Raw genomic sequence first — 20,130 nt, 5'->3', positions numbered from 1 at the left:
CTTTACCCTTTACTCACTCAATAGCGGCTGGCGCTTGCGGGTGAAACGCAGCCGTAGCCGGTCAAAGAAGAGATAGACCACCGGCGTGGTGTAGAGCGTCAGCAGCTGGCTCATCACCAGGCCGCCGACAATGGTGATCCCGAGCGGCTGGCGCAGCTCGGAACCGTCGCCGGAGGTCAGCACCAGCGGCAGCGCGCCAAACAGCGCCGCCAGGGTGGTCATCATGATCGGCCTGAAGCGCAGCAGGCAGGCCTGGAAGATGGCCTCCTGCGGCGTCAGGTTGCCGGTGCGCTGCGCCTCAAGAGCGAAGTCGACCATCATGATGGCGTTCTTCTTGACGATACCTATCAATAACATAATTCCGATCAGGGCGATGAGGCTAAATGGGGCATCGAACAGCTCCAGCGCCAACAGCGCCCCCACGCCCGCCGAGGGCAGGGTCGAGAGAATGGTCAGCGGATGGACGTAGCTCTCATAGAGAATGCCGAGCACGATGTAGACCGTAGCGATGGCTGCAAGGATCAGGATCAGCTGGGAGCGCATGGTATCCTGGAAGACCTGTGCGGTCCCGGCAAAGCTGCCGCGCACGCTGGAGGGCACTCCCAGCTGGGTCATCGTCCGGTCAATCGCTTCGCTGGCTTCGGACAGCGAGACGCCGGTCGGCAGGTTAAAGGCGATGGTCGAGGCGGCGGAAAGCCCCTGATGGTTCACCGACAGCGGCGCGTTAGCGGGCTGCCACTTCGCAAAATAGGAGAGGGGGATCGGCTTGCCCTCGCTGTTGATCACAAACATCTTGTCCAGGGCGCTGATGTCCTGGGTGTAACGCGGATCGACCTCCATTACCACCTTGTACTGGTTGAGCGCCTCGTAGATGGTCGAGATCTGCCGCTGGCCAAAGGCGTTATTCAGCAGGCCGTTGGCGTCCTGCACGCTGATGCCCAGCCGGGACATGGTCTCCCGGTCGTAGATCAGGTTCATCTCCGCGCCGTTATCCTGCTGGTCGGAGTTAACGTCCGCCAGCTGGGGCAGGGCGGCCAGCGCCTTGCGGATCTTCGGCTCCCACTCCCGCAGGTCGCTGAGATCGTCCGACAGCAGGGCGTACTGATAGCTGGCGTTCGACTGGCGACCGCCGACGCGGATATCCTGCACCGCCATCAGGAACAGGTTGGCTCCCGGCTCTTTCGCCAGTTTGACCCGCAGACGGTCGATGACCTGCTGGGCGCTATCGCTGCGCTGGTCGCGGGACTTGAGGGTGATAAACATCATCCCGCTGTTGACCCGCGAGCCGCCGGTAAAGCCGGTGACGTTATCTACCGCCGGATCGTCACGGATAATCTTCATAAAGTCCGCCAGCTTGCCGCGCATCGCCTGGAAAGAGATGCTCTGGTCGGCCTGGATACCGCCCATCAGCACCCCGGTGTCCTGCTCCGGGAAGAAGGTTTTAGGGATCGCAATATAGAGCCAGACGTTGAGCGCGATGGTGCCGAGCAGCACCACGCCCACCATCCGGGTATGGTTCAGCACCCACTTCAGCGATTTAGCGTAGCCCTGCTGGAGGCCCAGCAGCAGGCGGCCAAAGCCCCGCACTTTCGATTGCGCTTTCGGTTTGCCGCTTTTCAGCAGCCAGCCACACATCATCGGCGTCAGGGTCAGGGAGACCACTAGCGAGATACCGATCGCCACCGACAGCGTGACGGCGAACTCCCGCAGCAGGCGGCCCGGCAGGCCATCCATCAGCAGCAGCGGCAGGAAGACCGCCACCAGCGACAGACTCATGGAGAGCACGGTAAAGCCCACCTCCCGCGTGCCCTGCAAGGCTGCCTGGAGGGGTTTCATCCCGGCCTCCAGATGGCGGGCGATGTTCTCCAGCACCACGATGGCGTCATCTACCACGAAGCCGGTGGCGATGGTCAGGGCCATCAGGGAGAGGTTGTTGAGGCTAAATCCGCACAGGTACATGGCGGCAAAGGTGCCGATCAGCGACACCGGCACCGCCACCGCAGGGATCAGCGTCGCCCGGCCCGAGCGCAGGAAGAGAAAGACCACCAGGATCACCAGCGCTACGGAGATGATCAGGCTGTGCTCCACCTCATCCAGCGAGGCGCGGATGGTAGGGGAGCGGTCCTGGGCGATCTGTAAGTCGATGGCCGCCGGGATCGTCTCCTGTAGCTCCGGCAGCCGGGCGCGGATGCTGTCCACCGTCTGGATAATATTGGCTTCCGGCAGCTTACGGATCATCAGCAGGATCGCGGGCTTGGCGTTAGTCATCCCGGCGTTGCGCACGTCCTGCACCGAATCGGTAACGCTGGCGACGTCGCCGAGGCGCACCGCCGCTCCGTTGCTGTAGTGAACAATCAGCGGCTGGTAGGCCTCGGCGGTTTTGATCTCGTCGTTGGTTTGCAGCTGCCAGCGGTGGGTGCCATCTTCAATGGCGCCCTGCGGCCTGCGCACGTTGGCGTCATTGATCGCGCTGCGTACGTCGTCCAGCGATACGCCCTGGTTAAACAGCGCCTGCGGGTTAAGCGACACCCGCACGGCGGGCAGGGAGCTGCCGCCGACGTCAACGTCACCGACGCCCTCTATTTGCGAGATGGTCTGCGCCAGCTGCGTCGAGGCGAAGTCATACAGCTGCCCCTGGGAGTAGGTGTCCGAGGTTAACGTCAGGATCATTATTGGCGCATCGGACGGGTTCGCTTTCCGATAGGTCGGACGGCTCGGCATCCCGCTCGGCAGCAGGCTTTGCGCGGCGTTGATCGCCGCCTGCACGTCTCGCGCCGCGCCGTTGATGTCGCGATCGAAATTGAACTCCAGAATGATGCGCGTGCTGCCCAGCGAGCTGGAGGAGGTCATCTCATTGACTCCGGCGATACGCCCGAGGGAGCGCTCCAGCGGCGTCGCCACCGAGGAGGCCATGGTCTCCGGCGAGGCCCCCGGCAGGGAGGCGCTCACCATGATCACCGGGTAATCTACCTGCGGCAGCGGGGCTACCGGCAGCAGGCGGAAGCCGAGGATCCCGCACAGCGTGATCGCCAGCGAAATCAGAATAGTGGCGACCGGCCGATGAATGAACAGGGCAAAAAACTTCACTTACGCCTCCTCCCCTTCACGCTCTTCGCGGCGGGGGAAGCGGTGGCGAACCCGCAGGGCCAGACGGTCAAACAGCAGGTAGATCACTGGCGTGGTAAAGAGGGTCAGCACCTGGCTCACCAGTAGGCCGCCAACCATGCCGATCCCCAGCGGACGGCGCAGCTCCGCCCCCACCCCGGTGCTCAGCATCAGCGGCAGGGCACCCAGCAGCGCCGCGAGGGTGGTCATCAGGATCGGACGAAAACGCAGCAGGCAGGCCTGGAAGATCGCCTCCCGTGGCGACATGCCCTGTTCCCGCTCGGCGGCAAGGGCAAAGTCGATCATCATGATGGCGTTCTTCTTGACGATACCAATCAGCAGAATGATGCCGATAATGGCGATCACGTCCAGCTCGCTGCCCGCCAGCATCAGCGCCAGCAACGCGCCGACCCCGGCGGTGGGCAGGGTAGAGAGGATGGTGATCGGGTGGATAAAGCTCTCGTAGAGCACGCCGAGCACGATATACATCGCTACCACCGCCGCGACGATCAGCCACACGGTGCTGCCCAGCGCGTCCTGGAACGCCAGCGAGCTGCCCTGGAATTGGGTAGTAATATCCCCCGGCAGGCTGAGGTTCTGCTCGCTATCCAGAATCGCCTGTACCGCATCCCCCAGCGCGTAACCGTCCTGGACGTTAAACGAGATGGTGGTAGACGGGAACTGGTCGAGGTGATTGATCGCCAGCGGGGTATAGCGCTCCTCCACCTTCGCAATGGCACTGAGCGGCACCACGCCGCCGTCGCTGCTGGTCAGGCGGATAGAGTCCAGCCCCGCCAGGCCCGGCGTTGCCGCCGTATTGTGCTCCAGCACTACGCGGTACTGGTTGGCCTGAGTATAGATGGTAGAGATCAGCCGCTGGCCGAAGGCGTTATAGAGGGCGTTATCCACGTCCGCCATGGTAATGCCGAGGCGGCTGGCGCTGTCCCGATCCACGTTAACGTAGGCGGCCAGCCCCTTGTCCTGCCAGTCGCTGCTGACGTCGGCCAGCTGCGGCAGGGTCTGTAGCTCACTCATCAGCTGTGGCACCCAGGTGCTCAGCGCCTCCAGGGTTGTCGCCTGGAGAGTGAACTGATACTGGGTGCGGCTGACGGTGGTATCGATAGTCAGATCCTGAGTCGGCTGGAGATAGAGATCCACGCCCGGCACCTTCGCTACCGCCTGCTGAAGCCGGGCGATCACCGCCTGGACACGATCGTCCCGGTCATCCAGCGGCTTAAGGTTGATTTGCAGCCGGGCGCTGTTCAGCGACGGGTTGGTGCCGTCAACTCCGACAAAGGCCGTCAGGCTCTCTACCGCCGGATCCTTCAGCACGATATCGCTTACCTGACGCTGGCGCTCCGCCATGCTGGCAAATGACGCCGACTGCGGGGCTTGCAAGGTGCCCTGAATAATGCCGTTATCCTGGATCGGGAAGAAACCTTTCGGGATGGTTACCCACAGCAGCACCGACAGCAGCAGCGCACCTACCGCCACGCTGAGGGTCAGCCATGGATGGTTAAGCACTTTGGTCAGCCCGCGGCCATAGGCGGCGATCACGCGGTCGAAAAAGCGCTCCGAGGCGCGGGAAAACCGGTTCTGCTTGCGCAGAGATTCGTGGCTGAGCATCCGGGCGCACATCATCGGCGTCAGGGTCAGGGAGACCACGGCGGAGATCAGAATCGCCACCGCCAGGGTGACGGCAAACTCGCGGAACAGGCGGCCGACGATATCGCCCATAAACAGCAGCGGGATCAGCACCGCGATCAGCGAGAAGGTGAGGGAGATAATGGTAAAGCCAATCTCTCCCGCGCCCTTCAGCGCCGCCGCCAGCGGCTTCTCGCCTTTTTCGATATAACGGGAGATGTTCTCAATCACCACGATGGCATCATCGACCACGAAGCCGGTGGCGATGGTCAAGGCCATCAGCGTTAGGTTGTTGATCGAGAAGTCGAGGAACACCATCACCGCAAAGGTGCCCACCAGCGACAGGGGTACTGCCACAGCGGGAATAATGGTGGCCGGAACGTTACGCAGAAACAGGTAAATGATCATTACCACCAGGGCGATGGCCAGCATCAGCTCAAACTGGGTGTCGTCCACCGAGGCGCGAATGTTGGTAGTGCGATTGGACAGAACCTTAACCGTGACCGACTTCGGCAGGCTCTCGGTGAGCTGGGGCAGCAGGGTACGGATGCTGTCCGCAGTCGAGAGAATATTGGCTCCCGGCTGGCGCTGGACGTTCATCACAATCGCCTGCTGCTTGTTGGCCCATGCCCCCAGCCAGCTGTTCTCCGCACCCTGCTCGATGGTTGCCACATCGCCGAGGCGGATCGGTGCCCCGTTCTGGTAGGCAATAATCAGGCGACGGTAATCGTCGGCGGACTGCATCTGATCGTTCGCAGAGAGGGTCACTGCCCGCGTCGGGCCGTCGAGGCTACCCTTCGCCGAGTTAACGTTGTTGTTATTGATCGCGGTGCGCACGGTTTCGCTGGTCAACCCGAGCGCGGCAATAGCCTGGGCATTAAGCTTCACCCGTACGGCTGGACGCTGGCCGCCAGAGAGGGTAACCAGCCCGACGCCGGAGACCTGGGAGATCTTCTGTGCCACCCGGGTCTCGACCATATCCTCCACCTGAGTCATCGGCATCGCGGTTGAGGTCACCGCCAGCGACATGATCGGCGGATCCGCCGGGTTGACCTTGCTATAGACCGGCGGGTTAGGCAGATCGGAGGGGAGCAGGTTAGTGGCGGCGTTAATCGCGGCCTGCACCTCCTGCTCGGCAACGTCCAGGCCCAGCGTCAGCTGAAACTGGAGCGTCACCACCGACGCGCCGCCGGAGCTTTGCGAGGACATCTGCTTCAAGCCAGACATCTGGCCAAACTGGCGTTCAAGAGGCGCGGTGACGGCAGAGGTCATCACGTCCGGACTGGCTCCGGGGTAGAGGGTCACCACCTGAATGGTGGGATAGTCTACCTCGGGCAGAGCAGAGACCGGCAGAAAACGGTAGCCAATGATCCCGGCCAGCAGGATCGCCACCATCAGCAGGGTGGTGGCGACCGGACGGAGAATAAACAGGCGGGACGGGCCGCCGGTGGCGCGGGGAGGTAACACCTGCATCAGGAACCGGCTCCCTGTGCGGCGCGCGTGCCGTGAGTTTTCGCCTGTGCGGCAGGGGCGGCGTCGGCGCTCTGGGCGGTGACCACCTCGACCTGAGCACCCTCGGTTAGGCGGTCGATACCGTCGGTGACCACTTTGTCACCCGCCGACAGCCCGGCGCTAATGGCCACCTGCTGGCTGTTTTGAATGCCTGGCGTCACGGTGTGCTTGCTCACTTTGTTCTGCTCGTTCAGCACCCAGACGAAGTGGCCATCGTTGCCCATCTGCAGCGCAGCGGTAGGGATCAGCACCGCGTTCTGTTCGGTAGAGACCAGCATTCGGGCGTTAACGAACTGGTTAGGGAAGAGGGCATCGTCCTGATTGGTAAAGCGGGCCTTCAGCTTGATGGTGCCGGTGGTGGTATCGATCTGGTTGTCGAGGCTCAGCAGGGTACCGTCGCTCAGCTTCTGCTTGTTGGTGCGGTCCCAGGCTTCAACGCTGAGGGTCTGCCCGGCCTTTTGCGCCTGCACCACCGTGGCGATATCGCTCTCCGGCAGGGTAAAGACCAGATCGATAGGGTGAGTCTGGGTGATCACCACGATCCCGGTGGTGTCGCCGCTGGAGATCTGGTTGCCAATATCGACCTGCTTCAGGCCCACGCGACCATCGATCGGGGCGGTGATCCGGCTCCAGTCGAGCTGTAGCTGGGCGCTGGCGACCGAGGCTTCATCTGCCTTGATAGTGCCCTGAGATTCGCTCACCAGCGCCTGCTGGGCATCCAGCTCCTGGCGGGAGACAAGGTTAGTTTTAACCAGCTGCTGATAGCGGGCCAGATCGCGCTGGGCATTTGCCAGCGTGGCTTTATCCTTCGCCAGCTGGCCCTGGGCCTGGGCGAGCGCGACTTTGAACTGGCTGGGGTCGATCTCTGCCAGCAGATCGCCCGCTTTCACCTGCTGGCCCTCCTGGAAGTGCAGAGCCATCAGCTGACCGTCAACGCGGCTGCGTACGGTGACGGTATTGGCGGCGGTGATCGTGCCAAGTCCCGACAGGTAGCGAGGAACTTCGCCTTCAACGGCGGTGGCCGCCTGTACCGGAGCCAGCGGCATGCCGCGGCGACCGCCTGCTGCACCCCGTCCAGCCTGCGGGGCATGGGCGCCCGGGGCGGTTTGGGTATCGTTGTGGCTATGCCAGTACCAAAGTGCAGCAATAGCAACAATCGCCACGCCGATGACCATCGCCCAGCGGGCATTAACACGACCTTTCATTGTTATCCGTATCTCTTCCTGAAACATTTCACAGAATGATACTAGTTTAGTAATGCAACGCCGCAGAAAAATGGAGGAAATATGAAAGACCGTATGGAATCGTCTGAATGGGGACATGCGTAAGCCCGGCAAGCGAAACGCCGCCGGGCATGTTGCTTAAAACACCACCTGCGCCCAGCGGGCGAGGCCAGCGGTGACCGAGCCAAAATCGTCGCCGCCGGCAATCGGAATGCCGGGCAGGGCGTCGGCCAGCGCCTTTTTGATCAGCGGGGAGCGGGCGCTGCCGCCGGTCAGGTAGATGATATCCGGCGTCTCGTTGCTGCTCGCCAGCGCCAGCTGCACCTGCTCAAGGATGCGCGTCAGCGGCTGGTTAAGGGCGGTCTCCAGCCCCTCTTGCGTAATCGCCGTCGCCAGCTCGTCGCTGATAAACGGCAGCCGGGCCTCGGTTTGCGCGTTGTCGGAGAGGGCAATCTTGCTCTCTTCCGCGCTGCGCACCAGGCGGTAGCTGAGGCGCTGACGCCACACCTTCACCAGCCGCGCCACCTTATCGCCCTCCCGGGCATCACGCACCAGGTCATTGAGCAGGCGGCCGTTGGCGCTGCTGTAGAAGTCGCTCTGGGCCGGAACGTCGTTGATCGCCACCGCGTTCCACCACGGCAGGATCGGCAGGGCGATACCTTTTTCAGTCTGACCGCCCATGCCCAACAGCGGCATCAGGTGCTTAAAGGCCAGCGCAATATCGAGATCGTTACCGCCTACGCGGCAGCCGCTGTGTCCCAGCAGGCTGCTGTCGCGATCCTGACGCTGATGCCATTGCGGCCCCATCAGCAGCAGCGAGCAGTCGGTGGTCCCGCCGCCGATATCCACTACCAGCACGCGCTTCTCCGCCTGCAACGTGGCTTCAAAATCCAGTCCTGCCGCGACCGGCTCGTACTGGAACACCACCTCGTTAAAGCCTGCACGCTTCGCGGCACGATCGAGGATCCCCTGCGCCTGGGCGTTAGCGTCATCGCCGCCCAGCCCCTGGAAGTTGATGGGTCGGCCAATCACCGCCCGATCGATCGCCTCCGGCAGCTGGCTCTCCGCCTGCTGGCGAATATGCAGCATCATGGCGCAGACCAGATCCTCAAACAGGGCGATCTGCTGCGGCTTCAGGCCGCTGGCCCCAAGGAAGGATTTTGGCGATTTAACGAAGTAGACCTCTTCCGGATCCTGAACGTACTGCTGCAACGACTGAAGACCAAACTGGACGCTGCCCGGCAGCACCTCGATATCTTCCTCGCGGTTAAAGTTTACCGCCCGGCGCAGCAGCGCCTGGGTTTCGCCGCCGGTGGCCGGAACGTCATGGTGACGGTAGAGCCACTCGCTGACCGCTTCCCGCGTCGGGGCGCAGAGCATTGACGGCAGTAGCGTGCTGCCGTTTTCCATTTTTAATAGCTGCGGGATGCCGTCGCGCATCACCGCAACGGAGCAGTTTGCCGTGCCGTAGTCAAAACCAATAAACATGAAAGTTCCCCATGCCGGTGAAGAAGGGGGGCGACTTTAGCCGAAAGGATTATGAAAGCAAAGCAAAAAAGTGGTGGGGGGCTTAAGCTGAAAAGAGAGTGAGAGGAGTAACTATGTATACACTGAGCTGGAAGCCGCCCTACGACTGGGCGTGGATGTTAGGTTTTTTACAGGCGCGTGCGGTGACCGGCGTGGAGGTGGTCAGCGAAGGTCGCTACGTGCGCAGTTTTGCGCTGGGGGAGCACCGGGGGATCGTTACCGCCGAGCCGGACGAGGCTAACCATACGCTGCGGGTCACCCTCAGCGACGGGCTAATGCCGGTGGCTGACACCTGCCTGGCCCGGCTGGAGCGTCTGTTCGATCTCGCCTGCGATCCGCAGGAGATTGTTCAGACCCTCGGTTCGCTGGGCGAGCAAAGACCAGGCCTGCGGCTGCCTGGCTCGATGGATACCTTTGAGCAGGGCGTGCGGGCAATCCTTGGGCAGCTGGTGAGCGTGGCGATGGCGGCGAAGCTGACCGGTAAGGTGGTGGCGAGCTTAGGCGAGCCGCTGGCGGATGCGCCGGGCTTTATCTGCTTCCCGACGGCAGAGGCGCTGGTTAAGGCCGACCCCGTAGCGTTAAAAGCGCTGGGGATGCCGCTTAAGCGGGCCGAGGCGCTGATTAATTTGGCCCGCGCTACCCTTGAGGGCGAGTTTCCGTTGCAGGCTCCAACGGATATCGAGCAGGGCGTGAAGCTATTGCAGAGTTTTCCCGGTATCGGGCGCTGGACGGCAAACTATCTGGCAATGCGTGGCTGGCAGGCGAAAGATGTCTTTTTAGCCGATGACTATGCTATCAAACAGCGTTTCGCGGGAATGACTCCGGCGCAAATCCGCCACTATGCGGTGCGCTGGCACCCCTGGCGCTCCTATGCGCTGCTGCACATCTGGTACACCCCGGACTGGCAGCCGTCAGTTAATGGCAAAGTAGCTGGTGTTTAGCATGAGATCCAGCGGCTGAGCCTGGGAAATAGTATCCCCGTAGATATAGTCAATCCCAATGCCGGAGAGGGTATCCATCATCATCGGCTGGTTGGTTGGTCCGGCGATGCTTTTCATTCCCAAACGGTGCGCATGGCCCTGCACGATAGTGACCATCATCTCGTCCATCAGGTTACCGTGTACGTTGGTTACCAGCTCCGGCTCAAGCAGGATGTAGTCTGCCATCTGCGGCATAAGATGGTTGAAGATCTCCAGATCGCGGCCAATATGGCTGATAATCAGTCGGCAGCCTGCCTGACGAAGTTTGGCGAGGCCGTCACCAATGCTGCTCTCTTCGCGCATCAGGGCATCGGCATGGATCACAAAGTGCAGCAGGCGGCCCGGCATCCCGCTCTGCTCCAGCTTCTCGACGATCTCATTGACTACCGTCCGGCTGGCCAGCCCGGCGCTGGAGAGCGGCAGCGCGACGCTGACCCCTTTGCGTACGACACCAGCGGCGCTGTTAGTAAAGAACTCATGGATCACACGACGGTCAAGGGCGCGGATCAGCTCCGGCTCGGCCAGACCCGAGCGGAAGGCGCGCTCCTCCATGGCTTCCCCCTCGCTGGTCCACAGGCGCAGCGAGAGCAGCCAGAAGTTGCAGGACTCCGGTACACGCGGGGAGGCGACGCCGCGCGCCACCAGCAGCAGATGGTTATCGCGGATCATCCGCGTCTGCTCCTCAAGGGAGATCAGGCTGCGGTTGTGATGCATATGATCCTGCTGCGGCTCGTACACCGTTACCACGCCACGGCCATTGTTTTTTGAGGCGTAGCAGGCGATATCTGCCTGGGACATTACCTCGGAAGCCTGGCAGTTGTTCTCATCAATCAGGGTGATGCCGGCGCTGGCCCCGATGCGGTGCAGGTGGCCCTCCCACATAAAGCGGTAGTCGTTGATGGCGTGAATGATGCGCCCGGAGATGTAGCGTGCGCTCTCGATATTGCAGTCTGGCAGCAGCAGGCCAAATTCATCCCCACCGAGGCGGGCAAGCACATCGGTAGAGCGCAGCATGCTGAGCATCAGGGAAGAGAGTTCCCGTAGCAGGGCATCGCCCGCCGCATGGCCTGCGGTATCGTTAACTGCCTTAAAGCGGTCGAGATCGATATAGACCAGCGCGTGGCGCTGATGCGTCTCCTGCACCGTCAGCAGCAGGCGCTTAAGATGATTCTCGAAGCTAACGCGATTCGCCAGATGGGTCAGCGCATCGTGGGAGGCGCTGTAGCTCAGCTGGCGCAGCATCTTCCGCGACTCGGTCACGTCCTGGATCACCAGAACGAAGCCGATGTTCTGCCCGTCCAGGGTGCTGAGGGGCGTTACGCTGTAGTGAATATCGTAGGTGCCGCCGTTGCGGCAGTGCAGCACCACGTCCTGTTCAATGGCTGAACGCGACATATCACCGCTATGGATGTTTTCCAGCGTAGGGCCGTTATCACCAAAGGTGATGCGCAGCACGTTCAGCAGAGCCTGGCCGATGGCGTGCTCCTGCTGCCAGCCGCTCATTTTTTCCGCCACCGGATTCATAAAGGTGACATTCATATCTACATCGGTACAGAGCACCGCTTCACCGATGGAGTCGAGGGTGATGTGCAGCCGCTCTTTCTCCTGGAACAGGGCCTCGTTGAGCTGTTTCACCTCGGTCATGTCCATATTGACGCCGAGCAGCCGTTCAACTTCACCGTTTTTATTCAGCACCCGGTTCGCCAGGGCACGGATATGGCGAACGCCCTCTTTAACATGGATGCGGTACTCAAGCTTAAACGCGGTTCTTGCCACCAGCGAGTCGCGGATAATGCGTTCGGCCTCGGCTCTGTCCTCCGGAACCACGCACTCATACCAGAGCTTCCAGGTGGGCTTCACGTGCGGCGGTTGCTCGTAAAGCTCAAACATGCGCTTATCCCAGCTGATAATGTCCGGCTCCAGATCCCACTCCCAGATGCCGATCCCCCCGGCTTCGTTGGCCAGCGTAATGCGCTCCATCAGCCGCTTGTTGACCCATTCGGTGTGTTTCAGATCGTTGATATCTTCCACCTGGGAGATGAAGTAGAGCGGCGTGCCGTCCGGATGGCGTACCAGCGACACTGCCAGCAGCGCCCAGACGATATCCCCCGTGCGGGTATAGTAGCGCTTCTCCATGGAGTAGCTGTCGATTTCGCCGCGCACCAGCATCTCAAGCTGTTCGAGGTCGCTGTTGAGATCTTCCGGCCAGGTGAGCTGCTGGAAGGTGAGCAGGCGCAGCTCATCCTGGGAGTAGCCAAGAAAATTGCACAGCGCCTTGTTGACCTGTAACCACTGGCCGTCGGTGCCCACCAATGCCATGCCGATGGCCGAGTACTCCATGGCGTTGCGGAAGCGGGCTTCGCTTTCAGTAATGTGCTTGCGCTCGGCGCGAAAGGAGTACATCACCATGGTCATGACGTTGGCCGGCAGCAGGATCATCATAAACGGCAGCCAGGGGGCATTCAGCATGGCGCTGCTGTTAAAGTTGTTTAGCTCCATCGGGCCGTGGGTCATCATCAGCGACACCACCATGATGGTGACGAGGAAGATGAGAAACGCCTCCAGCCGCGGTAGACGGACTGCGGTCCACATCAGCAGAACAATAACGGCGGTAAAGGGCCACGGCAGATACAGCATAGAGAGCCAGCTCAGGAAAAGGGTAACCGCCAGCGTCACCAGCGTCTCCAGCAGCAGCTGCGGCTTGCGGTGGCGCAGCAGGTAGTGCAGCTTAAACATCAGCCCGAGAGGAACCAGCGCCAGCGCGCCGATAGATTCCGAGAGTACCCAGATCATAAAGGTGCGCAGCAGGTTCTCGTTGCCGGGTAACATGCATACCAGCAGCCCGCCGAGCAGGGGAGGTACCACGGCACTGCCGATGGTCAAACGGATCCAGTCCCCCAAGTTTTGCAGCGGGTTGTACCAGGGCAGCATCTTGCGCAGCAGCACCGCCCCGGCCAGCGCCTCAATAATATTGATTGCCGGATACCAGAGATTCATTTCGTGCGACTGCAAGAGCAGAGACGACGCGGCCAGGCTACCCAGCGAGCAGGCGATAGCGATACCCGGCCACATGCGTCCGGCGTGGCGGTAGAAGGCGACCATCATAATGGAGGTGGGGAACCACAGCGGCGCAAGGATGGTGCCGAAACGGGTCAGTTCAAGGGAAAACAGGGTGAAGATAAAGGTCACCAGTCCTAAACTGAGCAGCCTCAGTAGGGGATTTGGGGTAGTAACCAAAACGCGCTGGTATTGTTTATTCATTACCGCTTTATCCGCAGTCCCTGTGCCGCCAGGTTCATAAAGCCTGGACGGGTAAAATTGAAATTTGGATTATGCTAGTACAAACAATTTACAATTCCTATGGTGACCGCTCATAATTTGACATCATAGTGTTATTAATCACTTAGTCTGCCAAAAAAGGCGGCTGAACGCTGGAAAAATAGCCGTTTTAATTTGCGAAAAGGTAATTATGCCGGATTGAAGCCGTTGTGGCAGACGTTTGCGCATTCGACTGGTATCACGAGAGCGAAATCCCTATAATTGCCGCGTTTGACGCTATAGCGTCTCCCTTCTTTACTTCCAGGTTAATCAGGTCGCAAAATTTATGACTGATAAGTCCCATCAGTGCGTCATTATCGGCATCGCCGGCGCATCCGCTTCAGGTAAAAGTCTCATTGCCAGTACGCTTTACCGCGAGTTGCGCGAACAGGTTGGTGATGAACATATTGGCGTTATCCCAGAAGATAGCTACTACAAGGATCAAAGTCACCTGTTGATGGAAGAGCGTGTCAAAACGAACTACGACCATCCCAGCGCCATGGATCACAATCTGCTGTTCGAACATTTGCAGACGCTGAAAGGCGGCAATCCCATTGAGCTGCCGGTTTACAGCTACGTTGAGCATACCCGTACCGCTGAGACCATCCATATTGAACCCAAGAAGGTGATCATTCTTGAGGGCATTCTGCTGCTGACCGACGCGCGCCTGCGCGAGGCAATGAACTTCTCGATCTTTGTCGATACCCCGCTGGACATCTGCCTGATGCGCCGTATTAAGCGCGACGTTAACGAACGCGGCCGCTCTATGGACTCGGTGATGGCACAATATCAGAAGACAGTGCGTCCGATGTTCCTGCAGTTTATTGAGCCTTCTAAACAGTACGCTGACATTATCGTGCCGCGCGGCGGGAAAAACCGCATTGCTATCGATATCCTCAAGGCCAAAATCAGCCAGTTTTTTGAATAACCGGGTTTTTTGAGCCGTCTGGTTTTGAATAAACGGCGCGAATTGTGTACCGTTCAGAGATAACTTGTCTGCCCAGGGCGAACTTAGCCGGGCAGGCAGCACCTAAGGAGAAAGTGCTATGCGTTTGTGTGACCGCGATATTGAAGCCTGGCTGGACGATGGTCGCCTGTCGATCACTCCGCGCCCCCCGGTGGAGCGCATCAACGGTGCGACGGTGGATGTTCGTCTGGGCAACAAGTTTCGCACCTTCCGTGGCCACACTGCTGCCTTTATCGATCTGAGTGGTCCCAAGGATGAGGTGAGCGCCGCACTGGATCGCGTGATGAGCGATGAGATTGTGCTCGCGGAAGGTGATGCTTTCTTCCTGCACCCGGGCGAACTGGCGCTGGCGGTGACCTTTGAGTCCGTGACCCTGCCTGCGGATCTGGTGGGCTGGCTGGACGGTCGCTCCTCGCTGGCTCGGCTGGGCCTGATGGTGCACGTCACCGCCCACCGTATCGATCCGGGCTGGTCTGGCTGCATCGTACTCGAATTTTATAACTCCGGTAAGCTGCCGCTGGCGCTGCGTCCGGGAATGCTTATCGGCGCGCTCAGCTTTGAGCCGCTTTCCGGTCCGGCCGCGCGCCCCTATAACCGTCGCCAGGACGCAAAGTACCGCGATCAGCAGGGCGCGGTGGCCAGCCGAATCGATAAAGACTGAGCGCCTGTTGCGCCTTGTGATAGCTGCTCGTTGAGGATGCCATGAGAAGAGTGTTAACCACGCTGATGATTTTACTGGTCGTGCTGGTCGCCGGCCTTTCTGCGTTGGTGCTGCTGGTGAACCCGAACGACTTTCGGGATTACATGGTGCGACAGGTTGAGTCGCGCAGCGGTTATCAGCTGAAGCTTGACGAGCCGCTACGCTGGCACGTCTGGCCCCGGCTGAGCATTCTCTCTGGACGCATGTCGCTGACCGCGCCCGGCGCATCACAGTCGCTGGTGACGGCGGACAATATGCGGCTGGACGTGGAGCTGCTGCCGCTGCTTTCCCATCAGCTGCACGTTAAGCAGGTGATGTTAAAAGGCGCGGTTGTTCAGCTTACCCCGCAGACCGAGGCGTCGGAGCCTGAGGGTGCGCCGGTTGCGCCGCAGGAGAACTCGCTGCCGCAGATGGAGAGCGATCGCGGCTGGTCCTGGGCGGTCTCCCACCTGCAAATCGCCGACAGCGTGCTTGTCTTCCAGCATAAGGATGACGAGCAGGTGACGGTGCGTAATATCCATCTCAAAATGGATCAGGATGAAAGCTACCATGCCAGCGTGGATTTCTCCGGGCGGATTAACCGCAACCAGCGCGATCTGACTCTGGCGCTAAAGGCGAACGTTAATGCCGCCGACTACCCCTATAACCTGACCGCCGTCGTGGAGCAGCTTAACTGGCAGCTCCAGGGCGGCGACCTGCCTGCCCAGGGCGTTACCGGGCAGGGCAGCTTCCAGGCCCAGTGGCGGGAAGCACAAAAGCAGCTCACCTTTAGCCAGCTGACTATGACCGCCAACGACAGCGCGGTGACCGGCAGCGGCAGCGTGAGGCTGGGAGATCAACCCGACTGGGCGCTGGATCTCGCCTTTGACAATCTGAACATGGAGAATCTGCTGGGCGCGGTGACTAACCCGGCCACCAACGCCACCGCGACGCAGCAGGGCCAGAGCCTGATGACGCTGCCGCGCCCTGTTATTGCCCGGGACGTTGACAGCGATGATTACAGCAGCCTGCGCGGCTTTACGGCAAACCTGGCGCTGACCGCGAAAAAAGCCCGCTGGCGGGGGATGGACTTTACCGATGTCAGCAGCCACATCACCAATAACGCGGGCCTGTTAACCCTTTCGACCCTGACCGGGAAGCTGGGGGAGGGCACGCTCTCCCTGCCGGGCAGCCTTGATGTCCGGGGTAAAGCGCCGAAAAGCACCTTTCAGCCGCAGCTTGATAACGTTGAGATTGGCACGGTACTGAAAGCCTTTGACTATCCGTTGGCGTTGACCGGCAAGCTCTCTCTGGCAGGAGATTTTAACGGCGACAGAGTGGACGCCGAGGCGTTTCGTCGCAGCTGGCAGGGCAGCGCCCACGTTGAGATGGCTAACACCCGGATGGAGGGGCTGAACTTCCAGCAGCTTATCCAGCAGGCGGTGGCCCGCAGCAGCGATGTAGAAGCGCAGCAGAACTACGATAGCGCGACCCGGCTCGATAGCTTCAGTACTGATTTAACCCTCGATCGCGGACAGATGGCGCTCGACGATATGCAGGGGCACTCCGCGCTGCTGAATCTTTCCGGCCAGGGCACGCTCGACCTGGTGAAACAGCTCTGTGATACCCGCTTTAACGTGCAGGTTACTGAAGGCTGGAAAGGCGACGGGAAGCTGATTGAGTTCCTGCGTGACACGCCGATCCCGCTGCGCGTCTATGGTAAATGGCAGGCGCTCAATTACAATCTGCAGGTGGATCAGGTGCTACGTAAGCATCTCCAGGATGAGGCGAAACGCCGTCTTAACGACTGGGCGGATCGCAACAAAGATAGCCAGCGCAGTAAAGATATTAAGAAGCTGATCGATAAGCTCTAATACTCTGCATGATGATGCCCGGCGGCGCTTTCGCTTGCCGGGCCTACAAAATACAACCGGCACCGAGTTCCCGTAGGCCGGGCAAACGCAGTGCCGCCCGGCGTTAAACTTCGTACTCCTCGTCCGCTGTCTCCAGCGGCACAATCTGCACCTTCTGTACCCGGTGGCTTTCGACCTGCAGCGTCTTCAGCAGGTAGTCACCCACCTGTACCTCTTCCCCTACTTTGGGAATGCGCTGTGAATACTCCATCAGCAGCCCGGCGATAGTGTGATACTCGCGCTTCTCATCCAGCGGCAGGGGCACATACTGAACCAGATCCTCCAGCGGCATGTGACCGTTTGCCGTCCAGCTGCCGTCGGCGTTTTTCTGAATGTCGTGGCGGGCGTCAATCTCTTCCACTTCGTTCGGCAGGTTGCCGGCAATGGTCTCCATCACGTCGCTGAGGGTTACGATCCCCTCGATAGAACCAAACTCATCTACCACAAAGGCAAAGTGCGTCCGCGCGTTGCGGAACTGTTCCAGCGCCTGCAGCAGCGGCAGCCCCTCGGGGAAGACCAGCGGTTGGCGGATCAGCACGTTAATGTTGAGCGGCTCACCGCGCAGCGACTGCTGAAGGAGGTCGAGAATATGCACCACGCCCAGCAGATCCTCATGCTCATCGCCACCGGTCACTACCATGCGGGTATGCTGGTTTTTATCCAGCAGGGCACGGATCTCCTCTTCCGGTGCGCTGAGATCGATATACTCAATATCATGACGGGAGGTCATGATGCTGCTGACGGTGCGCTGGTTAAGGTTCAATACCCGCTCAATCATCAGCCGCTCCTGGGTATTGAAGATCTGGTGATTATCATGATCCGCCAGCAGGGAGGAGGTTTCTACGTCCAGCTCGGCATCCTCTTTCCTGTTGCTCAGCAGGCGCATCACCGCGTCGGTCGTGCGCTGGCGCAGCGTCTGGTTAGCGGAGAGAAAGCGGCGGCGGTTAAAGATCGCCAGCTGGTTAAGGGCCTCAATCATTACCGAGAAGCCAATGGCGGCATACAGGTAGCCTTTCGGAATGTGGAAGCCGAAGCCGTCGGCAATCAGGCTGAAGCCGATCATCAGCAGGAAACTGAGACAGAGAATGACAATCGTCGGGTGGCTGTTAACAAAGCGCGTCAGGGCCTTGCTGGCCAGCAGCATCAGTGCGATAGCAATGACAACCGCCGCCATCATTACCGCCAGATGATCGACCATCCCCACGGCGGTGATCACTGAGTCCAGCGAGAAGACCGCGTCCAGCACCACAATTTGCGCCACTACTGCCCAGAATTTAGCCCCGCGCCGCTGGGTGGGGTTATCGCTGTCCTTACCCTCCAGCCGCTCGTTGAGTTCGACGGTGGCCTTAAAGAGCAGGAAAAGGCCGCCAAACAGCATGATCAGATCCCGGGCGCTGAAGCTGAAGCCGCGCAGCGAGAAGAGGGGCGTGGTGAGGGTCACCAGCCAGGAGATAGAGGCCAGCAACAACAGACGCATTAGCATGGCCAGCACCAGGCCGGTAACCCGCGCCCGGTCGCGTTGAGCGGGAGGCAACTTCTCCGCCAGGATGGCGATAAAGACCAGGTTATCAATACCTAACACCAGCTCGATAACCACCAGCGTCAGCAGCCCGGCCCAGATTGATGGATCGGCAATCCATTCCATAATACGTTTCGTACCCTCCAGAAAAATAATTACCCGACTCTGCGGGAATGTAAATTAGGATATATCGCAGATGTAAAAGTGTCTATTTTTTTTGTCAATATGAAGTAATTCCTAAAACACTAAAAATAGCGACTTAATCTTATTCTTAAAAACTGGCATCAGGTAAAGCGGAACCTTGCCTGTAATTCCTTTAGCTGCAACAATTCTTCCAGCGTTAACGCGCTACTTTACTAAACTATTTTCCCGTTGTCCTGCCCGGCGTTGTCCGCCCGTGGTTTAACGTTATGTCTCTGGATCATAAGGGGTATTAATCACCTTTGCTAATACTATCAGTCGGCTGCATTTGACCAGGCGCTTTTTAGGACTGATGCCAGTTATATTTAACAGACATTAAATGCATTCTGTTAAATGTGCGGCGAACGCAGCGCTATTTAAATTGCACAGGATAATTACTCTGCCAAAGTGATAAATAATCAATGATGAAATCCAAAATGAAATTGATGCCATTATTGGTATCTGTGGCCTTGATGAGTGGTTGCACGGTTTTCCCCGGAAGCAATATGACCACAATGGGTAAGGATGTGATTAAACAGCAAGATGCTGATTTCGATCTCGACCGCATGGTGAATGTTTATCCTTTGACTCCCCGACTGGTAGAACAGCTTCGACCCCGACCCAACGTCGCCCAACCTAATATGTCGCTGGACCAGGAGATCTCCAGCTACCAGTACCGCGTTGGCCCAGGTGATGTCCTTAACGTCACCGTCTGGGATCACCCGGAACTGACCACCCCCGCCGGGCAGTACCGCAGCTCCAGCGACGCCGGTAACTGGGTACAGCCCGACGGCACCATGTTCTACCCCTACATTGGCAGAGTCCACGTCGTGGGCAAAACCCTTGGCGAAATTCGCAGTGATATTACCGGCCGCTTAGCGCAGTACATCGCCGACCCGCAGGTGGACGTTAATATCGCCGCTTTCCGCTCGCAGAAAGCCTATATCTCCGGGCAGGTCAATAAATCGGGCCAGCAGGCCATTACCAACGTGCCGCTTACCGTGCTGGATGCGATTAACGCCGCCGGCGGCCTGACCGACGCCGCCGACTGGCGCAACGTGGTACTCACCCATGAGGGCCGCGAGCAGCGTATCTCCCTGCAGGCGCTGATGCAAAACGGCGACCTGAGCCAGAACCGTCTGCTCTATCCGGGTGACATTCTGTTCGTGCCGCGCAATGACGATCTGAAAGTGTTCGTGATGGGCGAAGTGAAAAAACAGAGCACCCTCAAGATGGACTTCAGCGGCATGACCCTGACCGAAGCGCTGGGCCAGGCCGAAGGTCTGGATCTCACCTCGTCGGATGCCAGCGGCATCTTTGTGATCCGTCCGCTGAAAGGCGAGGGCGGCCGCAGCGGCAAGATGGCCAATATTTACCAGCTCGATATGTCCGATGCCACCTCGCTGGTGATGGCGACGGAGTTCCGGCTTCAACCTTACGACGTGGTCTACGTGACTACCGCGCCGGTTACCCGCTGGAACCGCCTTATCAATCAGTTGCTGCCGACGATCAGTGGCGTTCGCTACATGACCGACACCGCCAGCGACGTTCACAACTGGTAAC

11 protein-coding genes are annotated in these 20,130 nt (G+C 59.6%); 5 read left to right on the top strand and 6 right to left on the bottom strand.

Annotation, left to right across the window (positions count from 1 at the left end; genetic code table 11):
- Positions 1–9 precede the first annotated feature (9 nt).
- From mdtC to yegD, 4 genes are all read right to left on the bottom strand, one after another.
- On the bottom strand, positions 10–3,087 hold the full coding sequence (mdtC, locus tag RTN40_RS15425; RefSeq protein WP_312229232.1) for a multidrug efflux RND transporter permease subunit MdtC: 3,078 nt from the start codon (positions 3,085–3,087) through the stop codon (positions 10–12).
- The gene (locus RTN40_RS15420) at positions 3,088–6,222 is read right to left on the bottom strand and encodes an MdtB/MuxB family multidrug efflux RND transporter permease subunit (protein WP_312229231.1); all 3,135 of its coding nucleotides are present in this window, start codon (positions 6,220–6,222) and stop codon (positions 3,088–3,090) included. It abuts the gene before it with no gap.
- Entirely contained in the window at positions 6,222–7,466 is a 1,245-nt protein-coding gene (locus RTN40_RS15415; RefSeq protein ID WP_312229230.1) for an MdtA/MuxA family multidrug efflux RND transporter periplasmic adaptor subunit, read from the bottom strand. Before RTN40_RS15415 ends, RTN40_RS15420 begins: the two co-directional genes overlap by 1 nt.
- A 156-nt stretch (positions 7,467–7,622) precedes the next feature.
- Positions 7,623–8,972: a molecular chaperone gene (gene yegD / locus RTN40_RS15410; RefSeq protein ID WP_312229229.1), complete on the bottom strand. Its 1,350-nt coding sequence runs from the start codon at positions 8,970–8,972 to the stop codon at positions 7,623–7,625.
- Positions 8,973–9,085: 113 nt separating this feature from the next.
- Here yegD and alkA point away from each other — a divergent pair, with 113 nt between their 5' ends.
- Positions 9,086–9,952: a DNA-3-methyladenine glycosylase 2 gene (gene alkA, locus RTN40_RS15405; RefSeq protein ID WP_312229228.1), complete on the top strand. Its 867-nt coding sequence runs from the start codon at positions 9,086–9,088 to the stop codon at positions 9,950–9,952.
- Here alkA and RTN40_RS15400 read toward each other — a convergent pair.
- Entirely contained in the window at positions 9,923–13,252 is a 3,330-nt protein-coding gene (locus RTN40_RS15400; RefSeq protein WP_312229227.1) for a diguanylate cyclase, read from the bottom strand. The genes alkA and RTN40_RS15400 overlap by 30 nt on opposite strands.
- Before the next feature lie 343 nt (positions 13,253–13,595).
- On the opposite strand from RTN40_RS15400, the gene udk reads away from it, so the two are divergent.
- From udk to asmA, 3 genes are all read left to right on the top strand, one after another.
- Entirely contained in the window at positions 13,596–14,237 is a 642-nt protein-coding gene (gene udk, locus RTN40_RS15395; protein ID WP_103819136.1) for a uridine kinase, read from the top strand.
- A gap of 118 nt (positions 14,238–14,355) precedes the next feature.
- Complete coding sequence (gene dcd, locus RTN40_RS15390) at positions 14,356–14,937, top strand: dCTP deaminase (RefSeq protein WP_042389830.1); 582 nt, start codon at positions 14,356–14,358, stop codon at positions 14,935–14,937.
- A 41-nt stretch (positions 14,938–14,978) separates the two neighbouring features.
- Positions 14,979–16,829: an outer membrane assembly protein AsmA gene (gene asmA, locus RTN40_RS15385; RefSeq protein WP_312229226.1), complete on the top strand. Its 1,851-nt coding sequence runs from the start codon at positions 14,979–14,981 to the stop codon at positions 16,827–16,829.
- A 103-nt stretch (positions 16,830–16,932) separates the two neighbouring features.
- Here asmA and RTN40_RS15380 read toward each other — a convergent pair whose 3' ends face one another.
- Positions 16,933–18,513, bottom strand: a complete 1,581-nt coding sequence (locus tag RTN40_RS15380; protein ID WP_312229225.1) for a TerC family protein — start codon at positions 18,511–18,513, stop codon at positions 16,933–16,935.
- Between the two features lie 476 nt (positions 18,514–18,989).
- Between RTN40_RS15380 and RTN40_RS15375 the strand changes: the two genes are divergently transcribed.
- The gene (locus RTN40_RS15375; RefSeq protein ID WP_312229224.1) at positions 18,990–20,129 is read left to right on the top strand and encodes a polysaccharide export protein; all 1,140 of its coding nucleotides are present in this window, start codon (positions 18,990–18,992) and stop codon (positions 20,127–20,129) included.
- Position 20,130: the final 1 nt, after the last annotated feature.

Origin of the sequence: Pseudescherichia sp. (assembly GCF_031987975.1) — a bacterium.
GTDB lineage: Bacteria > Pseudomonadota > Gammaproteobacteria > Enterobacterales > Enterobacteriaceae > Pseudescherichia.
Note: the sequence above shows the minus strand (reverse complement) of the source record. Positions and strands in the feature narration are given on the sequence as shown.

Bases quoted from the DNA above. Each gene is read 5' to 3' on its own strand.
- udk (WP_103819136.1), top strand. From the start codon at position 13,596: ATGACTGATAAGTCCCATCAGTGCGTCATTATCGGCATCGCCGGCGCA.
- RTN40_RS15380 (WP_312229225.1), bottom strand. From the start codon at position 18,513: ATGGAATGGATTGCCGATCCATCAATCTGGGCCGGGCTGCTGACGCTG.
- dcd (WP_042389830.1), top strand. From the start codon at position 14,356: ATGCGTTTGTGTGACCGCGATATTGAAGCCTGGCTGGACGATGGTCGC.
- RTN40_RS15420 (WP_312229231.1), bottom strand. From the start codon at position 6,222: ATGCAGGTGTTACCTCCCCGCGCCACCGGCGGCCCGTCCCGCCTGTTT.
- RTN40_RS15375 (WP_312229224.1), top strand. From the start codon at position 18,990: ATGATGAAATCCAAAATGAAATTGATGCCATTATTGGTATCTGTGGCC.
- RTN40_RS15415 (WP_312229230.1), bottom strand. From the start codon at position 7,466: ATGAAAGGTCGTGTTAATGCCCGCTGGGCGATGGTCATCGGCGTGGCG.
- asmA (WP_312229226.1), top strand. From the start codon at position 14,979: ATGAGAAGAGTGTTAACCACGCTGATGATTTTACTGGTCGTGCTGGTC.
- alkA (WP_312229228.1), top strand. From the start codon at position 9,086: ATGTATACACTGAGCTGGAAGCCGCCCTACGACTGGGCGTGGATGTTA.
- yegD (WP_312229229.1), bottom strand. From the start codon at position 8,972: ATGTTTATTGGTTTTGACTACGGCACGGCAAACTGCTCCGTTGCGGTG.
- RTN40_RS15400 (WP_312229227.1), bottom strand. From the start codon at position 13,252: ATGAATAAACAATACCAGCGCGTTTTGGTTACTACCCCAAATCCCCTA.